This window comes from Marinomonas pontica (genome assembly GCF_026191375.1).
Taxonomy (GTDB): Bacteria; Pseudomonadota; Gammaproteobacteria; order Pseudomonadales; family Marinomonadaceae; genus Marinomonas; species Marinomonas pontica.
This window is the reverse complement of record NZ_JAODTL010000054.1, coordinates 41,318-63,314: the sequence shown is the minus strand read 5'-3', so window position 1 is coordinate 63,314 and position 21,997 is coordinate 41,318. Positions and strand designations below refer to the sequence as shown.

At 44.5% G+C, this 21,997-nt stretch carries 14 protein-coding genes and 3 pseudogenes; 12 read left to right on the top strand and 5 right to left on the bottom strand.

Translation table 11 applies throughout. The annotated features are described in order from the left end of the window. Positions 1 to 29: 29 nt before the first annotated feature. Complete coding sequence (locus N5P32_RS16085) at positions 30 to 1,436, bottom strand: ATP-binding protein (RefSeq protein ID WP_265730033.1); 1,407 nt, start codon at positions 1,434 to 1,436, stop codon at positions 30 to 32. A gap of 225 nt (positions 1,437 to 1,661) precedes the next feature. Between N5P32_RS16085 and N5P32_RS18090 the strand changes: the two genes are divergently transcribed. The 4 genes from N5P32_RS18090 (at position 1,662) to N5P32_RS16070 (ending at position 3,895) form a co-directional block, all read left to right on the top strand. After that, positions 1,662 to 1,946, top strand: coding sequence for an acyltransferase (locus tag N5P32_RS18090; RefSeq protein WP_322783883.1), 285 nt, complete (start codon positions 1,662 to 1,664; stop codon positions 1,944 to 1,946). Further along, positions 1,943 to 2,572: an acyltransferase gene (locus N5P32_RS16080; RefSeq protein ID WP_322783882.1), complete on the top strand. Its 630-nt coding sequence runs from the start codon at positions 1,943 to 1,945 to the stop codon at positions 2,570 to 2,572. Before N5P32_RS18090 ends, N5P32_RS16080 begins: the two co-directional genes overlap by 4 nt. Positions 2,573 to 2,907: 335 nt before the next feature. Next, positions 2,908 to 3,624, top strand: a complete 717-nt coding sequence (locus N5P32_RS16075) for a YebC/PmpR family DNA-binding transcriptional regulator (RefSeq protein WP_265730032.1) — start codon at positions 2,908 to 2,910, stop codon at positions 3,622 to 3,624. 73 nt (positions 3,625 to 3,697) lie between these two features. Next, positions 3,698 to 3,895 (top strand): DUF1289 domain-containing protein, encoded by a 198-nt coding sequence (locus N5P32_RS16070; RefSeq protein WP_265730031.1) that lies wholly within the window; start codon positions 3,698 to 3,700, stop codon positions 3,893 to 3,895. 29 nt (positions 3,896 to 3,924) lie between these two features. On the opposite strand, the gene N5P32_RS16065 is transcribed toward N5P32_RS16070, so the two are convergent. Then, on the bottom strand, positions 3,925 to 5,157 hold the full coding sequence (locus N5P32_RS16065) for a glycosyltransferase (protein WP_265730030.1): 1,233 nt from the start codon (positions 5,155 to 5,157) through the stop codon (positions 3,925 to 3,927). A 164-nt stretch (positions 5,158 to 5,321) separates the two neighbouring features. Between N5P32_RS16065 and fabV the strand changes: the two genes are divergently transcribed. Both fabV and N5P32_RS16055 read left to right on the top strand, forming a co-directional pair. After that, positions 5,322 to 6,524: an enoyl-ACP reductase FabV gene (gene fabV / locus N5P32_RS16060; RefSeq protein ID WP_265730029.1), complete on the top strand. Its 1,203-nt coding sequence runs from the start codon at positions 5,322 to 5,324 to the stop codon at positions 6,522 to 6,524. Between the two features lie 102 nt (positions 6,525 to 6,626). Further along, positions 6,627 to 7,169: a hypothetical protein gene (locus tag N5P32_RS16055; protein WP_265730028.1), complete on the top strand. Its 543-nt coding sequence runs from the start codon at positions 6,627 to 6,629 to the stop codon at positions 7,167 to 7,169. 50 nt (positions 7,170 to 7,219) lie between these two features. Here the strand turns inward: N5P32_RS16055 and N5P32_RS16050 are convergent, their stop codons facing one another. The 3 genes from N5P32_RS16050 to ubiG form a co-directional block, all read right to left on the bottom strand. Further along, positions 7,220 to 10,081: an insulinase family protein gene (locus tag N5P32_RS16050; protein ID WP_265730027.1), complete on the bottom strand. Its 2,862-nt coding sequence runs from the start codon at positions 10,079 to 10,081 to the stop codon at positions 7,220 to 7,222. A gap of 126 nt (positions 10,082 to 10,207) precedes the next feature. Further along, the gene (locus tag N5P32_RS16045; RefSeq protein WP_265730026.1) at positions 10,208 to 10,951 is read right to left on the bottom strand and encodes a YciK family oxidoreductase; all 744 of its coding nucleotides are present in this window, start codon (positions 10,949 to 10,951) and stop codon (positions 10,208 to 10,210) included. A 20-nt stretch (positions 10,952 to 10,971) separates the two neighbouring features. Beyond that, positions 10,972 to 11,694 (bottom strand): bifunctional 2-polyprenyl-6-hydroxyphenol methylase/3-demethylubiquinol 3-O-methyltransferase UbiG, encoded by a 723-nt coding sequence (gene ubiG / locus N5P32_RS16040; RefSeq protein ID WP_265730025.1) that lies wholly within the window; start codon positions 11,692 to 11,694, stop codon positions 10,972 to 10,974. A 348-nt stretch (positions 11,695 to 12,042) separates the two neighbouring features. On the opposite strand from ubiG, the pseudogene gyrA reads away from it, so the two are divergent. The 6 genes and pseudogenes from gyrA (at position 12,043) to rpsA (ending at position 21,913) form a co-directional block, all read left to right on the top strand. Continuing rightward, positions 12,043 to 14,729 (top strand): annotated as a pseudogene (gene gyrA / locus N5P32_RS16035) (DNA gyrase subunit A). 103 nt (positions 14,730 to 14,832) lie between these two features. Then, positions 14,833 to 15,912: pseudogene (gene serC, locus N5P32_RS16030) on the top strand (3-phosphoserine/phosphohydroxythreonine transaminase). Positions 15,913 to 15,952: 40 nt separating this feature from the next. Then, a pseudogene (gene pheA / locus N5P32_RS16025) lies at positions 15,953 to 17,076 on the top strand (prephenate dehydratase). Positions 17,077 to 17,171: 95 nt separating this feature from the next. Next, on the top strand, positions 17,172 to 19,346 hold the full coding sequence (locus N5P32_RS16020) for a prephenate dehydrogenase/arogenate dehydrogenase family protein (protein ID WP_265730024.1): 2,175 nt from the start codon (positions 17,172 to 17,174) through the stop codon (positions 19,344 to 19,346). Positions 19,347 to 19,365: 19 nt separating this feature from the next. Beyond that, the gene (cmk, locus tag N5P32_RS16015; RefSeq protein WP_265730023.1) at positions 19,366 to 20,049 is read left to right on the top strand and encodes a (d)CMP kinase; all 684 of its coding nucleotides are present in this window, start codon (positions 19,366 to 19,368) and stop codon (positions 20,047 to 20,049) included. A gap of 181 nt (positions 20,050 to 20,230) precedes the next feature. Continuing rightward, the gene (rpsA, locus tag N5P32_RS16010) at positions 20,231 to 21,913 is read left to right on the top strand and encodes a 30S ribosomal protein S1 (RefSeq protein WP_265730022.1); all 1,683 of its coding nucleotides are present in this window, start codon (positions 20,231 to 20,233) and stop codon (positions 21,911 to 21,913) included. The last annotated feature ends 84 nt before the right edge of the window (positions 21,914 to 21,997 follow it).

The following is a 21,997-nucleotide window of genomic DNA, read 5'->3' as shown; positions in this document are numbered from 1 at the left end:
TGTTATTCGTTCCTATTTGTTAAAAGAGGCTAATTTAAAGGAAATTCTATTTTTATACCCAATCCACCATCCGGTGAATGATAAGCGCTAATAGTTCCTTGATGTCCATCTACAATATTAGAGCATATGGCAAGACCTAAGCCTCTTCCTCCAGTAGCTCTATTTCTTGAATTTTCCACTCGGAAAAACTGTTCGAAAATTCTATTTTTGTCCTCATCACTGACTCCTGGTGCTGAATCCTCAAAGAGAATAATGGCTTTTTTCTGTGCTTTTTCGAGCTTAACCGTCAGTTTTCCGGGCGAGTTTGTATATTTTAGTGAGTTGTTCATCAGGTTCGAAAACAATTGATGTAAACGATCTGAGTCTCCTGTCATCACAATCGGTTTTTTCTGAGAGTATTCAAATATCAGTTCTATTCCGGCTTCTTTAAAAGGAAGATTCATTGACTGCACTGTTTGCTCAATAATGTCATTGACCAGAATGTCGTCCATCTCATAACTTAAGCTTCCTACATCATGCATGGATAGCTGGTTTAAGTCATCAATAAGGCGAGCGATATGAAGCGTTTCCTGTTGTAACGAGGCCAAACTGTCAGGCGTTACTTTAATAATTCCGTCTTGCATGGCTTCAATTTCCCCACGCAATATAGCAACAGGTGTCCGCAGTTCATGGGCGGTATCGGCAACCCATCTTTTTCTGGCTTCTCTGGTGTGCTCTAAAGTACAGGCTAGATTATTAAAGTCACAACTCAGGCTGGAAAGTTCGTCTGAGCCTTTTACTGTGATTCTAGTCTCATATTTTCCTGCGGCCAATTTTTTTGTGGCGCGTTGCATTGATGTAATAGGCCGACTCAACCATTGAGCCAAAGGCCATGTTAACAGTGCCGCAATAGCCAGCATAAAGGCGGAAATCAGTAAAAAGGCTTCACCTTGTTGTCTTACAAAGCGCAAGGTTTGATCTTGTACCAGCTCACGAATTGAACGCAGACCAACGTATCCTACGGTTTTTTTATTGACCACAACCGCATGAGTCTCGGCGTCGGTAAAGTGCACTTTTCCTATGATGGGTTTCTGTTGCGCATCAAACAGCAAAAAGCGTTGTCGGTAATACTGTGACGGATAAATCAAATCTAAATTGGGGGTGCTAGGTGGCGGAATTAAATCTCGAAGGTTTTCGAGTTTTGCTTGGTGCCATTCTGATTCCATTCGACTTTCTTGAACCAAAAAATACCAATCATCGTAATAAATGTAGAGGTTGGCGGTTCTATTGGCCATTTGCTCTAGAAAGTCGCGATCGCGCTCTGTTGCGTAGGAAACAAAACCACGGTCAAAACTCCATTGAAATGCCTGCCACATAGAGACGATGAGCAATATGTTACTCAGAACAAAAACGGCAAACAGTTTATGGCGGATTTTTAACCCTTTGGTCATTGGCATAGCTGAAATAGTTGTCCTATTGCGTTCTTGTTAATTGGTAAGGAAGGATTTTCTCGAACTTTCCTTAACAAGGGTTAATGATGAATGATGTCAATTATGTCGTATTCTTTCTGTGTGTTTATTGGTCATTCTAATCGTCTGTTTACTATACAGTTTTATTGGGAAAGCTGGCTACTTAGCTTGCGTGTAAATAATGAGGATTTCCGTTAGTATAATGGGTTAATTTTGATGGTTTTGAGCGTATTTATGCCTGTTATCTTTGTTCTTCGCGGTGTGCTTTCATTTATTTTAATTGTCCTGAACACATTGGCGTGTTTTGTGCCAGTCATGCTGTTGGCAGTGTGTAAGTTTTTTTTACCTTTTCCAGCTGTCCGCGCTGTACTGAATGTTATTTTAGATCAGATTGCGACTTTTTGGATTGCGGTGAACAATCTAAATCAACGCCTTCTCGGACGATCCGATATACGTGTTTTTGGGGGCAATCCTTCGCACGAAATGAATGGTACATGATAACGGCCAATCATCAGTCTTGGGTTGATATTCTGATACTTCAGCGCTTGTTTAATCGCCGCATTCCATTCATTAAATTTTTTCTAAAACGAGAGCTTATTTGGGTGCCCTTTATTGGTTTGGCTTGGTGGGCTTTGGAATTTCCATTTATGAAGCGCTATAGCCAAGAGCGACTTAAAAAACACCCTGAACTAAAAGGAAAAGACATCGAGGTTACTCAGAAAGCGTGTGAAAAGTTTCAACATTTTCCGGTGTCGATTATGAATTTCTTGGAAGGAACGCGTTTTACAAATCAAAAACAAGCACAGCAAGAAAGCAATTATAAGCATTTATTGATGCCCAAGGCGGGCGGCCTGTCGTTTGCCTTAAATGCAATGAACGGTAAATTGCATCAGTTAATAGACGTGACTATCGTGTATCCGAATGGAGCCCCTCGCTTTTTTGATTATCTTTGTGGGAAGGTCGCAAACATAAAGGTGCATATACGAATCCTGCCGATTGACGCGGCGCTGTTGGGTGATTATCACAATGACCCTGAATACAGGGCGCATTTCCAGCAATGGGTGAATACCTTATGGCAGCAGAAAGACGCTCAGTTTGACTTGCTTGTTACTTCTTTAGATTAGACGGCTTGCTTTTAATCTACATGCACAGTCAGTTGGTTTTCTCTGTATCCTCATTGAGTTCTCAGCTTGCTGGCCTTATCCAATTCTCTGAGCCCGTTGGTGGTACGCCATTTTTTCCATGCCATTGTGATTCTTGCTGGCGCTTTCAGGCGACTGATTTGATATTGATGCGCCTCCACTAGAACAATAAATACTCGTTTGTGCGAGGGTTTTATAAGTGCTTTATTGGGGCCAAGAATGGCTTTTTATCGCATTTATACTGGGCTAGCAGTTCCTTCTTTTCAGGCGACACGTTAGAATCTCACTTTTAAGACTGTATAGAATAGGAATACGTAATGGGCAGAGCCTTTCAAAACCGCAAAGAGTCCATGGCAAAAACGTCTGATCAAAAAGCCAAGGTGTATAGCAAATACGGCCGTGAGATTTATGTGTGTGCTAAATCCGGTGGTATTGACCCGAATGGTAACTTGGCTTTACGTTCTCTGATTGACCGAGCTAAAAAAGATCAGGTGCCAACTCACGTTATCGATAAAGCAATTGATAAGGCGAAAGGTGGCGGTGGAGAAGACTTTGACACAGCACGTTACGAAGGTTTTGGTCCTGGTAACACGATGGTGATTGTGGACTGTTTGTCGGACAACCCAAACCGAACTTTTGGTGATGTTCGTACCTGCTTCAACAAGGTGAAATGTAAAATCGGTAGCCAAGGCAGTGTGAGTCACATGTTTGACCACAGTGCCATTTTTGTTTTCGCTGGAACCGATGAAGAAGCCGTTCTAGAAGCTTTGATGATGGCGGACGTGGATGTGACAGACATTGAGCTAGAAGATGGCAAAGTGACTGTGTTTGCACCGCATACCGATTACAGCAAAGCCAAAACCGCTCTAACGGATGCGTTTGGTGAAATCGAATTTGATGTCGATGAAATTCAATTTGTTGCACAAAACACAACTGAAATTCAGGGTGAAGAAGTGGAGCAGTTTGACCGTTTCTTAGACCTTTTGAACGATCTTGATGACGTTCAGCGCGTTTACCATAACGCAGAATACTGAGTGTTTACGTACTGGTAGAGACTTTTTTCTGCCAGTGCGTTGCTTTTTTGTTGCGAAATTAAGTAGATAGAAAATGTCACAACATAGACCACAAGTTAAATCCCCTTGCGTTAATGTTTGTTTGTTAGATGATAATGACGTATGTGTCGGGTGTTATCGAACGGGTAAAGAGATTAGCCAGTGGGGCAGTATGAATAAAGCGTCACAGCAGGCGGTGATGAAAAAAGTCCGCGAGCGTGAGGCCAAAAGTCAGTTTGTCAGTCACCACTGATTTTTGTATGTTTGCTCGCGAGAGTGTTGTTATTTATCGTCTTTTGCGTTCTTCAGCTCTATCCACTGAGACATGTATTGCGTGCTTTTGAGGCTGTGGTGTCGCAGCATCAAGCCTAAGAAATGTTTCTTTCTCAAGCTTTCCCTTAGTCGAACCTGTAGTTTTAATCGGTTGATTAATTTAGGTTCCCATTCTTCGGCTTGGTAGCGAGCTTGTAAAATTCTATGGCCATTCTGTTGCATGACTAACCAGCTTGTTTTGTCTTCATACAGGGAAACGGCCGCATCAACAAAAGTGTCTATGTCCTCTGTGATAACGCCATTCCATGGAAGTTCACCGTGCATGGATTCTGCTCCAATCGCCGTGGTGATACTGGGTGTTCCCATTTGCATGGCTTCGACTAATTTGCCTTTGATGCCAGCGCCAAAGCGAAGAGGTGCTAAGCACAATTTTGCTTGTTGCATTACCTGGTGAGCATTTTCTGCCCAGCCTTTTACTAAAAAGCCTTCTTTGGCATTGTGTAATTGGGTGGCTTTTGGTGGTGGGTAGGCGCCATAAATATGCATTTCTGCCTTAGGGAGTCGTTTGCGGATCTTGGGCCAGATTTCTGTTTTTAATTGCAGTACGGCATCCCAGTTGGGTGCGTGACGAAAGTTACCGATACTAATGAAATGCTGTCGCTCTTCGAAACGCGGTAGGGTGTCAGTGCCTTGCGGTGTTGGTAGCATAAAAGGCAGGTGCAAGACGTGAGTGTCTGGAACATGAAACTCGTCTATTAGAAGTTTGGCTTCCACTTCAGAAATCATCAAGGTTAGATCGCAGCGGTGTATGGCAGCGATCTCTCGAATACCATGGTCGGAATACAAGTCTTCTATGGAAAACTTTCTGTTTTGTTTAAGCGCATTGTGTCGCGCTTGTCTTAGTGAGTGCAGGTCTTCCGTGTTTAGTACTCGCAAGGATTCAGGGCTAAATTTTTCGACGCGCCAGCCAAATTGTTCTTCCATCATGAATCGATCAAACATCACAATGTCTGGTTTTTTGTCTGCGATATAAGTATCGAATGATGGGTCATTCAGTGCGATGTGATCTGCTTCTATGCCCAATTGAGATAAGTCTGTCATGTGCTCTGTTTGTTGAGCAGGACTTGCAAAAGATATTTTCCATTGTGCTTTGTGAAAGCTGTTGAGCAGCTGCATCATTCGACTGCCAGCAGCCGATGAATTAGGTTCTGGCCAGACATAGCCGATGACAAGTAGGTGCAAAGTGTGTTCTCTCAATAATGTGAGGCTTTTAGTTCTGTATTTTTAGCAGAATCAGGACATATTCGTCTTGCTATTGTATCATGGTGAGTAGATTTGTCTTGTCTGTCATATTTGATGTAATTGTCAGGCAAGACGTAAGCAAAACATGACGTTGAGAAGATATTATGATCATTAAACCAAAGATTCGCGGATTTATTTGTACAACAACACACCCAGTTGGTTGTGAGCAAAACGTAAGAGATCAAATCGCTTTTACTAAAAGCAAAGGGGCGATTGAAAATGGCCCTAAAAAAGTACTTGTGATTGGCGCGTCAAGTGGTTATGGATTGTCTTCTCGTATTGCAGCGGCATTCGGTTCTGGTGCGGCAACTATCGGTGTGTTCTTTGAAAAGCCTGGTACTGACAAAAAAACGGGTACAGCGGGTTGGTACAACTCAGCGGCTTTTGACAAAGTGGCTAAAGAAGAAGGTCTGTACGCGAAAAGTATTAACGGTGATGCTTTCTCAAACGAAGCGCGTGACACAGTGATTGATCTGATCAAGCAAGACCTTGGTCAAGTGGATATGGTTGTCTACTCTTTGGCTTCCCCTGTTCGTAAAATGCCTGAAACGGGTGAAGTGATCCGCTCTGTGCTTAAGCCGATCGGTCAGCCATACCGCTCCACGGCAATTGACACGAACAAAGATGTGATCATTGAAGCTGAGATTGAGCCAGCAACAGAAGAAGAAGTGGCGGCAACAACGACGGTAATGGGCGGTCAAGACTGGGAGCTTTGGATGTCGGCTTTGCAAGAAGCGGGCGTGTTGGCGGAAGGCGCTCGAACGGTTGCTTATTCTTATATTGGTTCTGATATCACTTGGCCGATTTATTGGCATGGTGCGTTGGGTAAGGCGAAAGAAGATTTGGATCGTGCTTCAGCGGCGATTGATGCGCAACTGGCTAAAATTGGCGGTGGCGCGAATGTTGCTGTATTGAAGTCTGTTGTTACTCAAGCTTCATCTGCGATTCCTGTGATGCCTTTGTATTTGGCAATGGTGTTCAAAGTGATGCGTGAAAAAGGCATTCATGAAGGTTGTATGGATCAGATCTATCGCATGTTCTCTGAGCGTTTATACAATAATCATAACCCCGCTGAATTGACGGATGATAAAAACCGTTTGCGTTTAGACGATTGGGAGTTGCGTGAAGATGTTCAGCAGGCGTGTCGTGAACTTTGGCCGCAGGTGAATGATGCAAACCTTTTTGCTGAAACAGATTACCAGCTTTATAAAGATGAATTTTTGAAGTTGTTCGGTTTTGGCGTAGACGGTGTTGATTACGATGCGGAAGCCAATCCTGAAGCGGATTTTGATGTTATCACGCTTTAGTTTGCTGTCTAGGTAACGGAAAGGAGTTCAAACTTAGTTTGAGCTCCTTTTTTTATGTGTTTTTATCTCTTATAGTGAGTAGGGTCTTATTTCGAGGTCATTATGAAATACTTATTGTTTTGCTCTGCGATTCTGCCGCTATGCGTGAGTGCTCAGACTGTCGTTCGTCAGCCTGTGGATATTATTTATGGCAATCAGGTCATCCATTCTCAACATCAAGTTGTGATGAGCTCCCAAGAGGAAGTGGCTGTTATTCCTGCTGAAAAAGCCCAAACCACTTTGGGTCCTAATATTGTCATCACGGCAGACGGTAAAGGGATGTCTTATCTGGAAGAGAATGCCATTGCGGAGCGTGAGCAAGCCATTTACGATGAGGTGAATAAGCGAACAGAAGAGGCGCCTTTTACGGTTTTGTTCACGGGGAATATACCAGAAGATATTCAGGCTAAGCGATTACGAATGCTGCCTGAGGTGGGTATTTTTGGTGATCAAGCAAGAGCAAATGACGCCGCTTCTAATAATGTGAAGCCGGATGTTGGTGACTTTTCACCTATCGGTAAAAGCGTATCGCCAACGGCAGAAAGCGGTGCAAAGGGAGCGCCGGCGACCGACGCCGAGAAATTGGAGCGTCTGATCGGCGGGTAATGTCTCGTGTTTTATCCGCTTTGTACTCGTTGTCGTGTGCGATGTTGGCATTAGAGGTTATTGCTGGTTGGCGTGGTTTCTTTCCAACTCTGTTGTTCTGTCAAAGTGGTTGGAAATGTTTGATTGTGTATGATTATTTTTGCTGTGTCTTTTGATTGAAGCTTGCGCTTTATAAATTCAAGAAAGTCTTCTCGCTGTATTTTTTCCACATGGTGAATCCAATCTTCTTTCGTTTGAAAGTCTGGCGAGGTTGGCTTGGCTATTTGGTGCCATTCCTCTATAGCGTTGTCGCTTAAATTCTTAGCTTCTCTTCCGAGTTGTTGTAATAACGCTTTTTTAGCGTTATCGAATTCCGAAGTGGAGATGTTGGGTAACCTTTCTCTTTGCTCAGTAAGGAAGTCTTCCATGGCGTTGATAATGGTTGATGTGTCGTTGTTTGGGGATTGCACCAGTAATCCTAGAATTGGCGTATTGCGGATGCTCAGGTCTTGAACGCCCACAATGTAGCCCAGTTGTTGGTCTGTGCGTAATTCTTGATAAAAAGGGCTGCTGATTAGCGTTCGCAAGATAGAAAAATACGCCTTTTCTGTGATGGCTTTGTTCTTTGTCTGGCTGCTTGTATCAATTAGGGCGTAGAGGACGGCACAATCGTCACTTGTTGACGGAAATTGGTAGTGATGTCTTCCTTGTGGCGTTAAGGGTTTGGTTTCGATTTCCAAAGGTTTTCTTGAAATTAGTCTGTCTTTGAAGCGAAGGAAGATGGACTGTGCAAGTTGAATAGACTGCTCTTTCGTGGTGTTGCCTGTGCTGTATCCAACGATGTCAAACTTATCTCTTGCCTGCTTTGTAAAGGCTTGTAGATCTTGTAATGTCAATGAATCTAGCGCTTCTTTGAGTTGTTCTGTGGTGAAGCTGTTTTTGGTTATGAGTATATTCAATGCGCTGTTGGCGTTGTTGTAAGCTTGTCGGCTTTTTTGGTTGTTTAGATCTGTCTCAAGCTGTTTTTTGGCAAGGTTAAAGCGTTCTAATGTGGGGCGAAACAGGAATAATTGGTCGATTAGCCAGATTTCATAGTTGTTCTGTTTGTCTGAATAGCCACTGGTTCGTAAAGTTACGCCATTGCTGTGCGGATAAAAGGAATAGCCTAGGCCAGCAATGTAAGGAGCATAGGTGAGTTCACTGATGCTGTCATTAAATAAACGAGTCCAAAGGCGGTTGAGTAGTGTGCGTTTGGCTGTGTCAGCGGCGTGATCGAACCTGATGGCAAGGAAGTTCATTGCGGTTGGTTTGGCAAAACTCGGGTCAGATTTATTCCAATACGTGATGCCTTTTTTTTCAAAGATGATTTTTGGCTCGGTGTCTTGTTCGGTCACTATTGCTAGTGACTCTGGAATAAAAGGGTTTTTTTCGGGAAGGCTGACGTGAGTGTTTTTTACCGATAGGTTAATGATATTTGCCAGTGATTGGCTGATGTTGTTATTGCTGTATTTGCTGTTATACCAAGGTTCTATTTGCCACGTCGGAGTCTTTTTTGTCCAGCTTTCTGGGAACGTTTTGTCTGTGACGAGCTGTATGAGTAATTTGTCTGGGTTGAGCTGTTGCAGCAGTGTTTGAACTTGTTGATCGCTGGCGGCGGTTTCTAGGCGAAAGCTGCTCAATATGTCTTCGGTTGGTACGTTGAGCATTTTGGCGGAGAGTGTTCTTGCTAGGTTTTGTGGGTCAACATAGTTCTGATGATTGAACATGAGTTGGCTGAGTTTTAGTCCCTCTTGTAAGTAAAGTGGGTTTACCGGTGAGGACTTGAGTAGGCTGATGGTGGCGAAGGTGCGTCTTGCAACGGTCTCTATTTGAGTTAGGCCGTCGTTTGTTAGGCGAATTTTCAGCTGAAAGAAGGCGTGATTGCCGTAGTCTGTGCTAATACCTGCTGACAAACCACTGATCAGTCCTTCAGATTTTAGTGATGCGTAAAGGGATCCCTTGTTTTCATTCCCAAGAATGTAGGAGAGGTAGCGAGAGGGTTGAGTTTTGTAGTTATTCCCTTGTGCATCGATCTGGTAATAGAGATTCAGAGTGTTGTTGTCGATTAACGAGCGAACAAATTGTAACTTGGTTTTGTTTGAATTAATGAGCTCTGGAAGGTGGTCATTATGCGGTGTGTGGTGGTTTGAAATGCCTGAAAAGTAGTCTTTTGCCAGTGCTGCCAGTTGGCTATAAGGTAAATTTGCAACCAAAACAAGTGCCATGTTTTCGGCATAGTAGTTGTTTTTATACAGTGTGAGTAGTTGCTTTCGTAATGGGCTGCCCGGCCTATCTTTAAGTGTTTCAAGACTGCCTACGGTGAAGTGGCTGTAGGGGTGGTCTGGGTTTGTGAGTGTTTTTAAAGCTTGGTTGTTACGGCGATTTTCGTCTTTTAATTTGGCTTTGTACTCGGCATCAACCGCGTTTTTCTCTCTTTGAGCCAATTCATCGCTGAATAATGGCGAAATGAAAAATTGGGAAAACCTATCCAGCGCGCCTTCGTAGGCGGAAGGCGTAATGTCGAAATAATAGTTCGTAGTGTCTGTGCTTGTATAAGCGTTATGGGAGCCGCCGTGCGTGTTGATATAGGACTGATAGTTGCCGGGTTCTGGAAATTTTTCCGTGCCTAAAAAAAGCATGTGTTCGAGGAAGTGGGCTAGCCCTTGTTGGTTTTTTGGGTCTTGGAAGCTGCCTACTTTCACAGACAGTGATGCGGAGTAGCGCTCGGCTTGAGGGTCGCTGACCAGTAATACCTTTAGATGGTTTGGGAGTGTGATAAGGTGATAACTGTTTTTGTCACTGGTGCTTTTATTTTGAATGGTCAAAATTGGACTGTTGATCATGGTGGTCGTGTTGTCTTTGGTTGGGTGTGTGTTGTCCGCATGAGTTGACATGGTAAGAAATGCGCTAAATAGCAGGATAAATACAGTGAGTTTTTTCTGGTTTTGATCATGTGTTCAGGTTAACTGAAGCGCGTGATGCGATGCAATGGGTAGTGTGCAACCCATTGCATCTTATTGTTACTGGGCGTTAATGGACTGACCGTTTGTGCCAATGCTGTCTTTGCCCATAAGATACAGATAGAGCGGCATGATCTCTTCGGTTGTTGCAAGAGTGTCTGGGTTCTCTTCTGGGTACGCGCTGGCGCGCATGTTGGTTCTGGTTGCGCCGGGGTTGATTGCGTTTGCTCGGATGTTGGGAGACAGTTCGGAAAGCTCGCTGGAGAAAAGTTGCATCATGGCTTCGGTTGCGAATTTTGAAACAGCGTAGGCGCCCCAATTTGGTTTTGCCTCTCTACCAACGCCCGAAGATGTGAAAATAATAGAGGCGCTTTCTGCTTTTTGTAGAAGTTGAAGTAGTGCTTGGTTAAGCAGGAGTTGGCTTGTTACGTTTACGCGCATAACTTGCTCAAATAGTGTTGGGTCGTAGGTGGCGAGACTGGTTCTTTCGCCTAACAAGCTGGCATTGTGCAGGATGCCGTCAAGGTGCCCAAATTCACTTTCGATGGTGTTGGCAAGTTCAATGTAATCGTGCTCGGCGGCACCGTCCAAGTTTAATGGAACGATGGCTGCCTGAGGGTATTGTTGTTGCTCAATGTAGTCATATACGGCTTCAAGTTTTTTTGTTGTGCGGCCTAGTAGAATGACAGTTGCACCGTGTTTGGCATAAGTAATGGCGGCGGTTTTACCTATGCCGTCACCAGCGCCTGTAACAAGAATAACCTTGCCTGTTAGTAGTTGGCTTGGGGCTTGATAGTCGAACATATCTCCTCCTTGTGCCTTTATTAGGCTTCTATTTTTTGGGTATGCATTAAATAGTTAACGGACACGTCTTTGTCGTTAAGTTTGTAGATTTTGGTAAGTGGGTTGTAGGTCATTCCTGTCATGTGCTTAACTTCTAAGCCAGCCGCTCTTGCGTAATTGTTTAGTTCTGCAGGCTGGATGAATTTTGCATAATCGTGTGTTCCTTTTGGCAGCATATTAAGAATGTATTCCGCGCCAATGATTGCAAAAAGATAGGCCTTCGGGTTTCTGTTAATGGTAGAGAAAAATACGTGCCCCCCCGGTTTGACTAATGTCATGCAGGCCTTGATGACTGACGAAGGGTCTGGAACGTGCTCTAGCATTTCTAGGCAAGTGACTACGTCGTATTGTCCGGCTTCGCGTTGGGCTATTTCTTCTGCTGTGATTTTTTCGTAATCGATGTCAAGTTTGGATTCTTCTTTGTGGAGTTTGGCTACAGCCAGAGGGGCTTCTCCCATGTCGATGCCTTTGACGTTGGCGCCCAGTTTTGCCATGGCTTCAGAAAGAATGCCTCCGCCGCAGCCCACATCAATGACTTTTTTGCCTTGTAGTCCTTCGGCGCGTTCGTTGATGTATTGCGTGCGCAATGGGTTGATGTCGTGCAGTGGTTTGAATTCATTTTCAGTGTCCCACCAGCGACTGGCCAGCGCTTCAAACTTGGCTACTTCATTTAAGTCTACGTTGTCTTGTTGATTTGTTGTCATTTATGCGGTGTCCGTCTTTGTGTTGCTGAAGGTGGCAGGCTCGATGTATTGAGTTGCGCTGCGTGTTTTTCTTCTGTGAATTTGTACGTGCTTTCACATTTAATTGGATTCATGCTTTTTCTAGTATAGCGCCAACCCAAGGGTCGACCAATAGCAAACTTACTTTGTCTTAGTTGAGTATACCTGATGTTTCCGGTGTCGGGATTGGGAGTCGTTATAAATGCAATATAGGGCAACAAAACATGCTCCTGAAGGGGTGTTATTTATTTCCTTATGGTACAATGCGGCGCTTATAAAAAGATATTAAGGGGTCTTTTTGACTCCGAGGCATAAGGATCGATTGTATCTATGGGTGAATTAGCCAAAGAAATTATTCCCGTCAGTATCGAAAATGAACTAAAGGGATCTTACCTAGATTACGCCATGAGTGTAATTGTAGGTCGAGCATTGCCTGATGTGCGAGACGGGTTAAAACCTGTTCACCGTCGCGTTCTATTTGCGATGAATGAACTTAAAAATGATTGGAATAAACCGTACAAAAAATCGGCGCGTATCGTCGGTGATGTAATCGGTAAATATCACCCGCATGGTGATTCCGCCGTATATGATACGATTGTTCGTATGGCGCAGCCTTTCTCAATGCGTTACACCTTGGTCGATGGTCAAGGTAACTTCGGTTCTGTCGATGGTGACAGTGCAGCAGCAATGCGTTATACCGAAATTCGTATGGCGAAAATTTCCCATCATCTTTTGATGGACCTTGAGAAAGAGACCGTTGATTTCGTACCTAACTACGATGGTACGGAGTTTATGCCTGAAGTGTTACCTGCGCGCGTGCCGGGGCTGTTGGTAAATGGCTCAGCTGGTATTGCGGTTGGTATGGCGACTAACATCCCACCTCATAACCTTGGCGAAATTATCGATGGTTGTCTTGCTGTTATTGATAATGCAGACATCACTATTGATGAGCTGATTGACCACATTCCTGGACCAGACTTCCCAACGGGGGCGTTTATAAATGGTCGTGCAGGGATCATTGAAGCCTACAAAACAGGTCGTGGTCGCATTTATATGCGTGCTCGCCATCATTTTGAAGACATGGAAAAAGGCAACCGCCAATCTATCGTCTTTACTGAAATTCCATATCAGTTAAATAAAGCGAAAGTGATTGAAAAAATCGCTGAGCTTGTAAAAGAGAAAAACTGGAAGGCATCAGTGAGCTTCGCGATGAGTCCGATAAGGACGGCATGCGCATCGTTATTGAATTGCGTCGCGGTGAAAACCCAGATGTGGTTGTCAATAATATCTTTTCACAAACTCAGTTACAGTCTGTATTCGGTATGAATATGGTGGCTTTGGTTGATGGTCGACCTCAGTTGCTAAACCTTAAGCAGATTCTAGAGTGTTTTGTTAAACACCGCCGTGAGGTGGTAACGCGTCGTACTATATTTGAATTGCGTAAAGCGCGTGAGCGCGGTCATATTCTTGAAGGTTTGGCGGTTTCTCTTGCCAACATCGATCGCGTCATTGAGTTGATTCGAACGTCTCCTACTTCAGCTGAAGCAAAAGAAAAACTCGTCGGTGAGTCTTGGCAGCCAGGTAATGTGGTTGCCATGCTTGAGCGTGCTGGTGCGGATGCGTGTCGTCCGGATGATCTTGAAGCGGGGTATGGGTTTGTAGACGGTGCATATCATTTGTCACCTGACCAAGCCCAAGCGATTTTGGATTTGCGTCTGCATCGTTTGACCGGGTTAGAGCATGATAAGTTGCTTGGCGAGTACAAATCCCTGATTGATTTGATCGGTGAATTGCTAAATATTTTGTCTAACCCAGATCGTTTGATGGAAGTCATTCGTGAAGAGTTGGAAGAAGTGCGTGACACTTTCGGTGATGCGCGTCGCACTGAAATTTTGACATCTCGCCAAGACCTGACCATTGCTGATTTGATTGATGAAGCGCCTATGGTGGTCACGATTTCAAATACCGGCTACGCAAAATCTCAGCCGTTGGAAGAGTACCAAGCGCAACGTCGTGGTGGCCGTGGAAAATCGTCTGCCAGCATGAAAGACGAAGATCACATTGAGCATTTGTTGGTTACCAGCAGTCATGACACCATCATGCTATTTAGTAACTTCGGTAAAGTTTACTGGTTGCGTGTGTTCGAAATTCCAGTGGCAAGCCGCAGTGCGAAAGGTCGTCCTATTGTCAACTTGTTGCCATTGAGAGAGGGTGAGTCTATCTCTGCTTTGTTGCCTCTACCGGTTGTTGAGGCAACTGAAAATGAAGCGGAAGCAGACGATGACGTCGCTGATGACGCAATGGTTGAAGCAAGTAGCTATATCTTTATGGCGACGGCAAACGGAACCGTTAAGAAAACAGCAATGCAGCATTTTGCTCGTCCGCGCTCGACGGGGTTGATTGCGCTTAGCCTAGACGAAACAGATGAATTGGTTGGTGTGTCGGTTACCAATGGTGACAACGATATCATGTTGGTTTCTTCTTCTGGTAAGACGATTCGATTCAAAGAGTCAGATGTTCGTGCTATGGGTCGAACTGCGGCAGGTGTCCGTGGTATTCGCTTGAGTGAAGGCGCTAAAGTGGTTTCTCTTATTGTTCCACAAGAGGGTTCTGCGGTATTGATGGCTTGTGAAAACGGCTACGGTAAGCGTACGTTGGTTGAAGACTTCCCTGTATACGGTCGTGGTGGTCAAGGTGTTATCGGTATTCAAGTTTCCGAGCGTAATGGGCCAGTGGTTGGTGCGGCTCAGGTGGATGAGACCGATGAGATTATTTTGATTACCGATCAGGGGACCTTGGTTCGTACTCGAGTGACCGAAGTGTCGTGTCAGGGTCGAAATACTCAAGGGGTTACTTTGATTCGATTGACCAATGATGAACATTTGGTCGGTATTGAACGTGTCGTTGAAGATGATGAAGAAGATGTTGAGATTGATGAAGCGGATGACGCTGTTGTTGATCAGGCGCCAAGCGATGGCGACGAATCTCCTGATGTCATTGATGACGAGGCGGAATAAATAATAAAGCGACGCACTTAGGTGCGTCGCTTTTGTTGTAGATCGTTGTTGTAAATTGTTCTTGTAAAGTAACTCCTGAAAATACTAGAGGTAAATAAGCAGGATGAGCCGAGTATATAATTTTTGTTCTGGTCCAGCCGCTCTTGCCAGAAGCCGTTTTGAAAAAAGCGCAGGCTGAAATGTTGGATTGGCACGGTGCTGGTGTGTCTGTGATGGAAATGAGTCATCGCAGTGATGAATTTATGTCTATCTTGGCATCAGCAAAAGCACGTTTAAAACGTTTGCTTGATATTAACGATGATTATGAAGTGTTGTTTGTTCAAGGTGGGGCGTCAACTTTATTTGCTCAGATTCCAGCAAATTTAGCAAACGGCTATGACTCGGCTTGTTTCTTGGATACGGGCGCTTGGTCCACAAAAGCAATCAAAGAAGCGAAAAGATACACAAATGTAAAAGTGGTCGGTTCTTCTAAAGAGCAGAATTACACGACCGTTCCTGAGTTTTCTACACTTGAACCGGATGAGAGTGCGGCTTATCTTCACATTTGTCCAAATGAAACCATTGGTGGTGTGGAGTTTGCTGATCTTCCTGAAACGACGTTGCCCATCGTTGCTGATCTGTCTTCTACTATTTTATCTCGTAAAATTGATGTCAGTAAGTATGGCGTTATTTATGCGGGCGCGCAGAAAAATGTTGGTCCTGCTGGTGTTGTGATCTGCATCATTCGCAAAGATTTGTTGGCGCGTAGTAGTGACGAGTTGCCGTCAATCTGGAATTTTGCGAATTTGGCAGCGAATGACTCCATGATTAACACTCCGCCAACGTTTGCCATTTATTTGGCTGATTTAGTGTTTGAATGGTTGGAAGCGCAAGGGGGGTTGAGGCGATTGAGGCGGTTAACATTCGTAAGGCAAAAGCGTTATACGATTTTATTGATTCTAGTGATTTTTATTCAAATCCGGTTGAGCCTGCGTATCGATCTCGTATGAATGTGCCGTTTATTTTGGCTGACGAGTCTCTTGAGTCGCTTTTCTTGCAGGAGTCTGAAGCCGCTGGCCTTCGTACTTTGGCTGGTCATCGCTCTGTTGGTGGTATGCGTGCAAGTATATATAACGCAATGCCTATGGAAGGGATTGAGGCTTTGATTGATTTTATGCGTGGCTTTGAACAGCGTCACGGATAACACTTTTTAAAGATAATAACCTCTACGGATAATAAATAGCATGTCGAATTCTAAGCAAGCAGTACCAGATACGCTGCCATTGTTGCGCGATCGTATCGACTCGATTGATTCGCAAATACAGATGTTGATCAACGAACGCGCTCGCTGCGCTCAAAAAGTGGCCGAAGTGAAATTGGCTGAACAAGGTGGTGAGGCGGTTGTCTTTTATCGCCCAGAGCGTGAAGCACAAGTGTTGCGTAGAGTGATGGAGCGCAACGAAGGCCCTTTGGGTAATGAAGAGATGGCGAAGATATTTCGTCAGGTCATGTCTTCATGCTTGGCGCTTGAAAAGCCTATGCGTATTGCGTTTTTAGGGCCAGAAGGTACTGTTCACGCAGCAGGCGGCACTAAAGCACTTTGGTAAGTCTATTATCAGTGCGCCTATGGCCGCAATTGATGAAGTCTTTCGTGAGGTTGAGTCTGGCGCGGCAAATTATGGCGTTGTTCCTGTTGGAGAATTCGACTGAAGGTGTTGTTAATCATACTTTGGATAGCTTTCGTGACTCGCGTTTGAAAATTTGTGGTGAAGTGGAAGAGCGTATCCACCACCACTTGCTAGTGAGTCCGAATATCAATTCAGAAGACGTCACTCATATTTATTCTCATCAGCAGTCATTGGCTCAGTGTCGCGCTTGGTTGGATCGATACTGGCCTCATGTAGAGCGTGTTGCTGTAAGCTCTAATGCGGAGGCGGCGCGTCTGGCGGCTGAGGCTGGCCGAAGTGGTCGCGCCATTGCGGCCATTGCGGGAGAAGTGGCGTGTGAGCTTTATGGTTTGACAAAAGTCTCCGCAAACATTGAGGATCGTCCTGATAACACCACTCGATTCTTAATTGTCGGCAATCAAGAGGTTCCACAGAGCGGTAAAGATAAAACGTCATTATTGATCAGTGCGAAAAATGAGCCGGGTGCTTTGTATCGATTGCTCGAAGCGTTTGAGCGTCACGGTGTGGATATGACTCGGCTAGAAACTCGTCCTTCGTTGATGAGTCGTTGGGGGTATATCTTCTACATCGATTTCGTGGGGCATTATTTGGATGATGAGTGCCGTGCGGTAATTGATGAGCTGCGCGAGCGAGCTTCGGAAGTGAAAGTGTTGGGGTCTTACCCTGTGGCGGTACTGTAGTAATTTGAAAAAGAGTGTTGTGCTTTGACTGGTGAAAATGAATTTCGGATGTCTGTAGATGTGACGTCAACTGAAAAAAGAAATTTGGGAATGTCATGATCATCGGTCTTGGCATGATTGGTGGTTCTTTCGCTAAGGCATTAAAAGAGCGAGGTCTGGCAACGCTTTATGGTGTGGATCGCCGTGAGAGTGAGTTGGCGCTCGGGGTTTCTACTGGTGTGATTGATTATCCAGCAGAGCTAACGGAAACGTATATTTCTAAGATGGATGTCATTATTCTGGCGACTCCTGTCAGAGCGATGGAGTCGGTTTTAACAGAGTTAAAGCCTCTTTTATCTGAAAATACGTTATTGACGGACGTTGGGTCGACAAAAGGCAGTGTGATTGAGTCGGCACGCCGAGTTTTTGGAACTGTTCCTGCGAACTTTATTCCAGGTCATCCGATAGCTGGTGCTGAGAAAAGTGGTGTTTTAGCGTCCAATTCTTTGTTATTTGAAAAGCACATGGCAATAGTGACTCCTTTGCCTGACAGTAATCCTGTTTTATTGGATCGTCTTCATCGCTTGTGGCGTTCAGTCGGGGCGGATGTGGTGAGCATGGATGTTGTTCATCATGATCATGTGCTTGCCTCCTCGAGTCATCTACCGCATTTGCTGGCGTATACCTTGGTGGATGCGTTGGCCAATGGGGAGCGCAGCCAAGACATATTTAAATTCGCCGCCGGTGGTTTTCGAGACTTTACTCGAATAGCGTCCAGTGATCCGGTCATGTGGCGTGATGTTTTTATGGCAAATAAAGAGGCCACATTAGCGACATTGGATCATTTTACCGATCGTCTTGCTGACATGCGTGCTGCGATTGAGCAGGGCGATGGCGCGAGTATGTTTGGTGTGTTTACCCGTGCAAAGTCTGCGCGAGATCATTTTCTTCGATTGTTAGAGCAACGTACAATCGGTTCATCAAAAGAAGTTCGGCCAGTATCGGTTTCTGTCTTGCCTGCTTCTGTGGTCAAGGGTGATATTTCTTTGCTGGGTGACAAATCTTTGTCACATAAAGTTATTACTATAGCGGCGCTTTCAAGTGGGTTGAGTGAGATAAGAAACATCGATTTGACGGGAGATGTTCGCATTACAATGCAGGCCTTCCGTGATATGGGTGTGGTTATTGAGGAGTCGTCCGTTGATTCTTTGCGAATTCACGGCGTGGGTCTTCGCGGTTTGAAAGCGCCGATCGCACCAATCAATGTCCATCAATCACGTGAGAGCTTGTATTTGTTGTTGCCGGTTTTGGCTGGCCAGCAGTTTCCTGTCACTGTGGTTGCGGAAGGGGGGCTGCTTAATCAGCCAATGGGTGATTTGTTCTCCTTGATTCGTAAGATGGGGGGAGAAGTGGTCTCGGAGGTTGCAGATTGTTTGCCTGTGTCATTGTCGCCAAACGTGTCGTTGGATGTGTCGGTATACTTGAAAACTGCTTCTGGAAGTTTGCGTATGGCGGCGTTTTTAGCGGCTTTGTATTCACCTGAAAAAGGTCGAGTTGTTCAACCGCAGCGTTCGCTTTCTCATAGTGATGTGCTTTTTCGGTACTTCGGTGCAAATATGTCTGCTTTGGAGGATGGCTTCGACATTAAGCCAATGCCTTTGCAGGGGGTGGATGTTGTTTTATCGGGCGATGAATATGAAACCTTATGGTTGGTGCTACTAGCCAATTTGCTGCCGGGCTCTGAGTTGATGATAAGTAATGCTGGATTGGACTCGGTATCCTTTGCCTTCTTGTCTCTTTTGAAATCTATGGGTGCCGATGTGACGCTTCCCGTGCGGGGGCAATCAGGACTTTATGAAGGTGAAGTGCGAGCTGGATTTGCTGAGTTGCATGCCTTTGAATTGTCGGTTGAGCAGTGTTACCAATTTAGAGATGAGCTTCCTTTACTGTGTGTTGCTGCAGCGTACGCCAAAGGTGATAGTCGTATTAAGGGAATCGGCGCATTGCCATATTATTGTGAAGACAGGGTGTTGGCGATTGTTGACGCGCTAGAACAGATGAGTATTGTTTGTGCTCATGATGAGGGTGATTTATTAATTACAGGAGGTCTTCCACAGGGTGGTGAATTGGACTGTGCAGGCGATGATAAGTTGGCTCTTGCTATGCTTTTATTGGGTGCGCGTAGTCAGTCCGTAACAAAAGTAAATGATTGTCAAAAATTATTAGAAGAATTTAATGAGTTGGAGAGCGTTGCGATGCAATTAGGTTTTCATTGCTCGGTAACGCAGTAGTTTTTTAAGAGGAATAGTTATGATCAACCAAGGCCCAGTTATTACGATTGATGGTCCAAGTGGTGCGGGTAAGGGCACTGTAAGTCAATTGATCGCAGAAAAGCTGGGGTGGCACATACTTGATAGTGGTGCTTTGTATCGATTGCTTGCTCTTGCTGTGTCGCATCATGGCATGTCTGCAGATGATGTGGATATGTTGAAAGTTCTTGCAGAGCATTTGGATATTCAGTTTAAGCAATCTGAAGAAGGCCGTGTTGATATTATTTTGGAAGGCGAAGTAGTAACACAAGCCATTCGAACGGAGGAAGTTGGCAACTCAGCGTCTAAGTTAGCGGCTATTCCAGAGGTTCGTGAAGGGTTGTTGTTGCGTCAACGCGCTTTCTCGCAAGCGCCAGGTTTGGTGGCTGATGGACGAGATATGGGGACAGTGGTTTTTCCTTCTGCTCAAATAAAAGTGTTTTTAACCGCTTCAGCGGAAGAACGAGCACAAAGACGTTTGCAGCAATTGCAGCAAAAAGGCGAAGCTGTTAACCTAGAAGAACTTGTAAAAACGATTAAAGAACGTGATGAGCGTGACGCCAATAGAGCCATTGCTCCTCTTGTCCCAGCGGCAGGCGCGTTAGTTATCGACAGTACAGATTTGACGATAGAGCAGGTTGTCGAGATGATTTTTGCGGAAACCGTAAAAGCCGGTCTTGTATAATCTGTTCTTTTTTGCGTCTACTTTTTTTTAGCCAAATTGTGCTAGAATAGATTAAATGTTATTCAAGTCGGCAAGGGTGCCAGCAAGCCTTTGTCGCATCATCCAAAAAAATTGACCCACATTTGCTGGCAGTGTGGATAAGGCCTAGCTCTTTTAATAGGCCGACTATATAGGAAATACAATGACTCAAAGCTTCGCAGAACTGTTTGAAGAAAGCCTGTTAACCGTCGAAATGGCGCCAGGCTCAATTGTTACTGGTATCATTGTTGATATTGACAGTGAATGGGTAACTGTTCATGCAGGTCTTAAATCTGAAGGCGTAATTCCTCGTTCTCAGTTCCTAACGGAAAGTGGTGAGTTCAACTTAAACATCGGTGACGAAGTTAAAGTTGCACTTGACGCTGTTGAAGATGGTTTCGGTGAGACTAAATTGTCTCGTGAAAAAGCTAAACGTGCAGAAACTTGGTCTGTTCTTGAAAAAGCTTACGAAGAAAATGCCATCGTTCACGGTGTTATCAACGGTAAAGTTAAAGGTGGCTTCACAGTTGATATCGCTAACATCCGTGCTTTCTTGCCTGGCTCTTTGGTAGATGTTCGCCCAATCCGCGACACGTCTCACCTAGAAGGTGTGGATCTAGAGTTCAAACTTATCAAGCTTGATCAAAAACGTAACAACGTTGTTGTTTCTCGTCGTGCCGTTATGGAAGCGACAAACAGCGCTGAACGCGAAACATTGCTTGCTTCTCTTGAAGAAGGTCAAGAAGTTAAAGGTATCGTTAAGAATCTTACTGATTACGGTGCTTTCGTTGATCTTGGTGGTGTTGATGGTCTTCTACACATCACTGATATGGCTTGGAAACGCATTAAGCACCCAAGCGAAATCATTGCTGTTGGTGATGAAATCGACGTTAAAGTTCTTAAATTCGACCGCGAGCGTAACCGTGTATCTCTAGGTCTTAAGCAGTTGGGTGAAGATCCATGGGTAGCTATCAAAGCTCGTTACCCAGAAAACACTAAAGTAACTGCTAAAGTAACTAACTTGACTGATTACGGCTGCTTCGCTGAGCTTGAAGAAGGCGTAGAAGGTCTAGTACACGTTTCTGAAATGGATTGGACTAACAAAAACATTCACCCATCTAAAGTTGTTCAGATTGGTGATGAAGTTGAAGTTATGGTTCTTGACATCGATGAAGAGCGTCGTCGTATTTCTTTGGGTATCAAGCAGTGCACAATGAACCCATGGGAAGAGTTTGCTACTTCTTTCAATAAAGGCGACAAAATCTCTGGCGCAATCAAGTCTATCACTGACTTTGGTGTGTTCATTGGTCTTGATGGCGGTATCGACGGTCTTGTTCACTTATCTGACCTATCTTGGGACGAAACTGGTGAAGAAGCAGTTCGTCAATACAAGAAAGGCGATATGCTAGAAACAGTTGTATTGTCTATCGATGCTGAGCGTGAGCGTATTTCTCTAGGTGTTAAACAACTAGAAGAAGATCCGTTCCTAGCTTTCGTTGCTGAAAATGACAAAGGCACTATCGTAAACGGTACTGTTTCTGAAGTTGATGCAAAAGGCGCTGTTGTTGTTCTTGCTGAAGGCGTTGAAGCTACTTTGAAAGTATCTGAAATCAGCCGTGAGCGTATTGAAGATGCAACAACTGCATTGAAAGAAGGCGATAAAGTAGAAGCAGCGATCATCAATGTTGATCGTAAAGCTCGCACTATCACTCTTTCTATCAAGCAGAAAGATGCTACTGAAGAAAAAGCAGCGTTGAAATCTCATTCTGAGAAGCAACAAGTTGAAGCAAATGGTCCTACCACTATCGGTGATTTGATCAAAGCGCAACTAGAGAACCAAAACTAAGTTTTGATTCTTGCTGTTATAAAAAAGCGGACTTAGGTCCGCTTTTTTTTACATATTTTTTTGAAATTATTGACAGGAAAACTA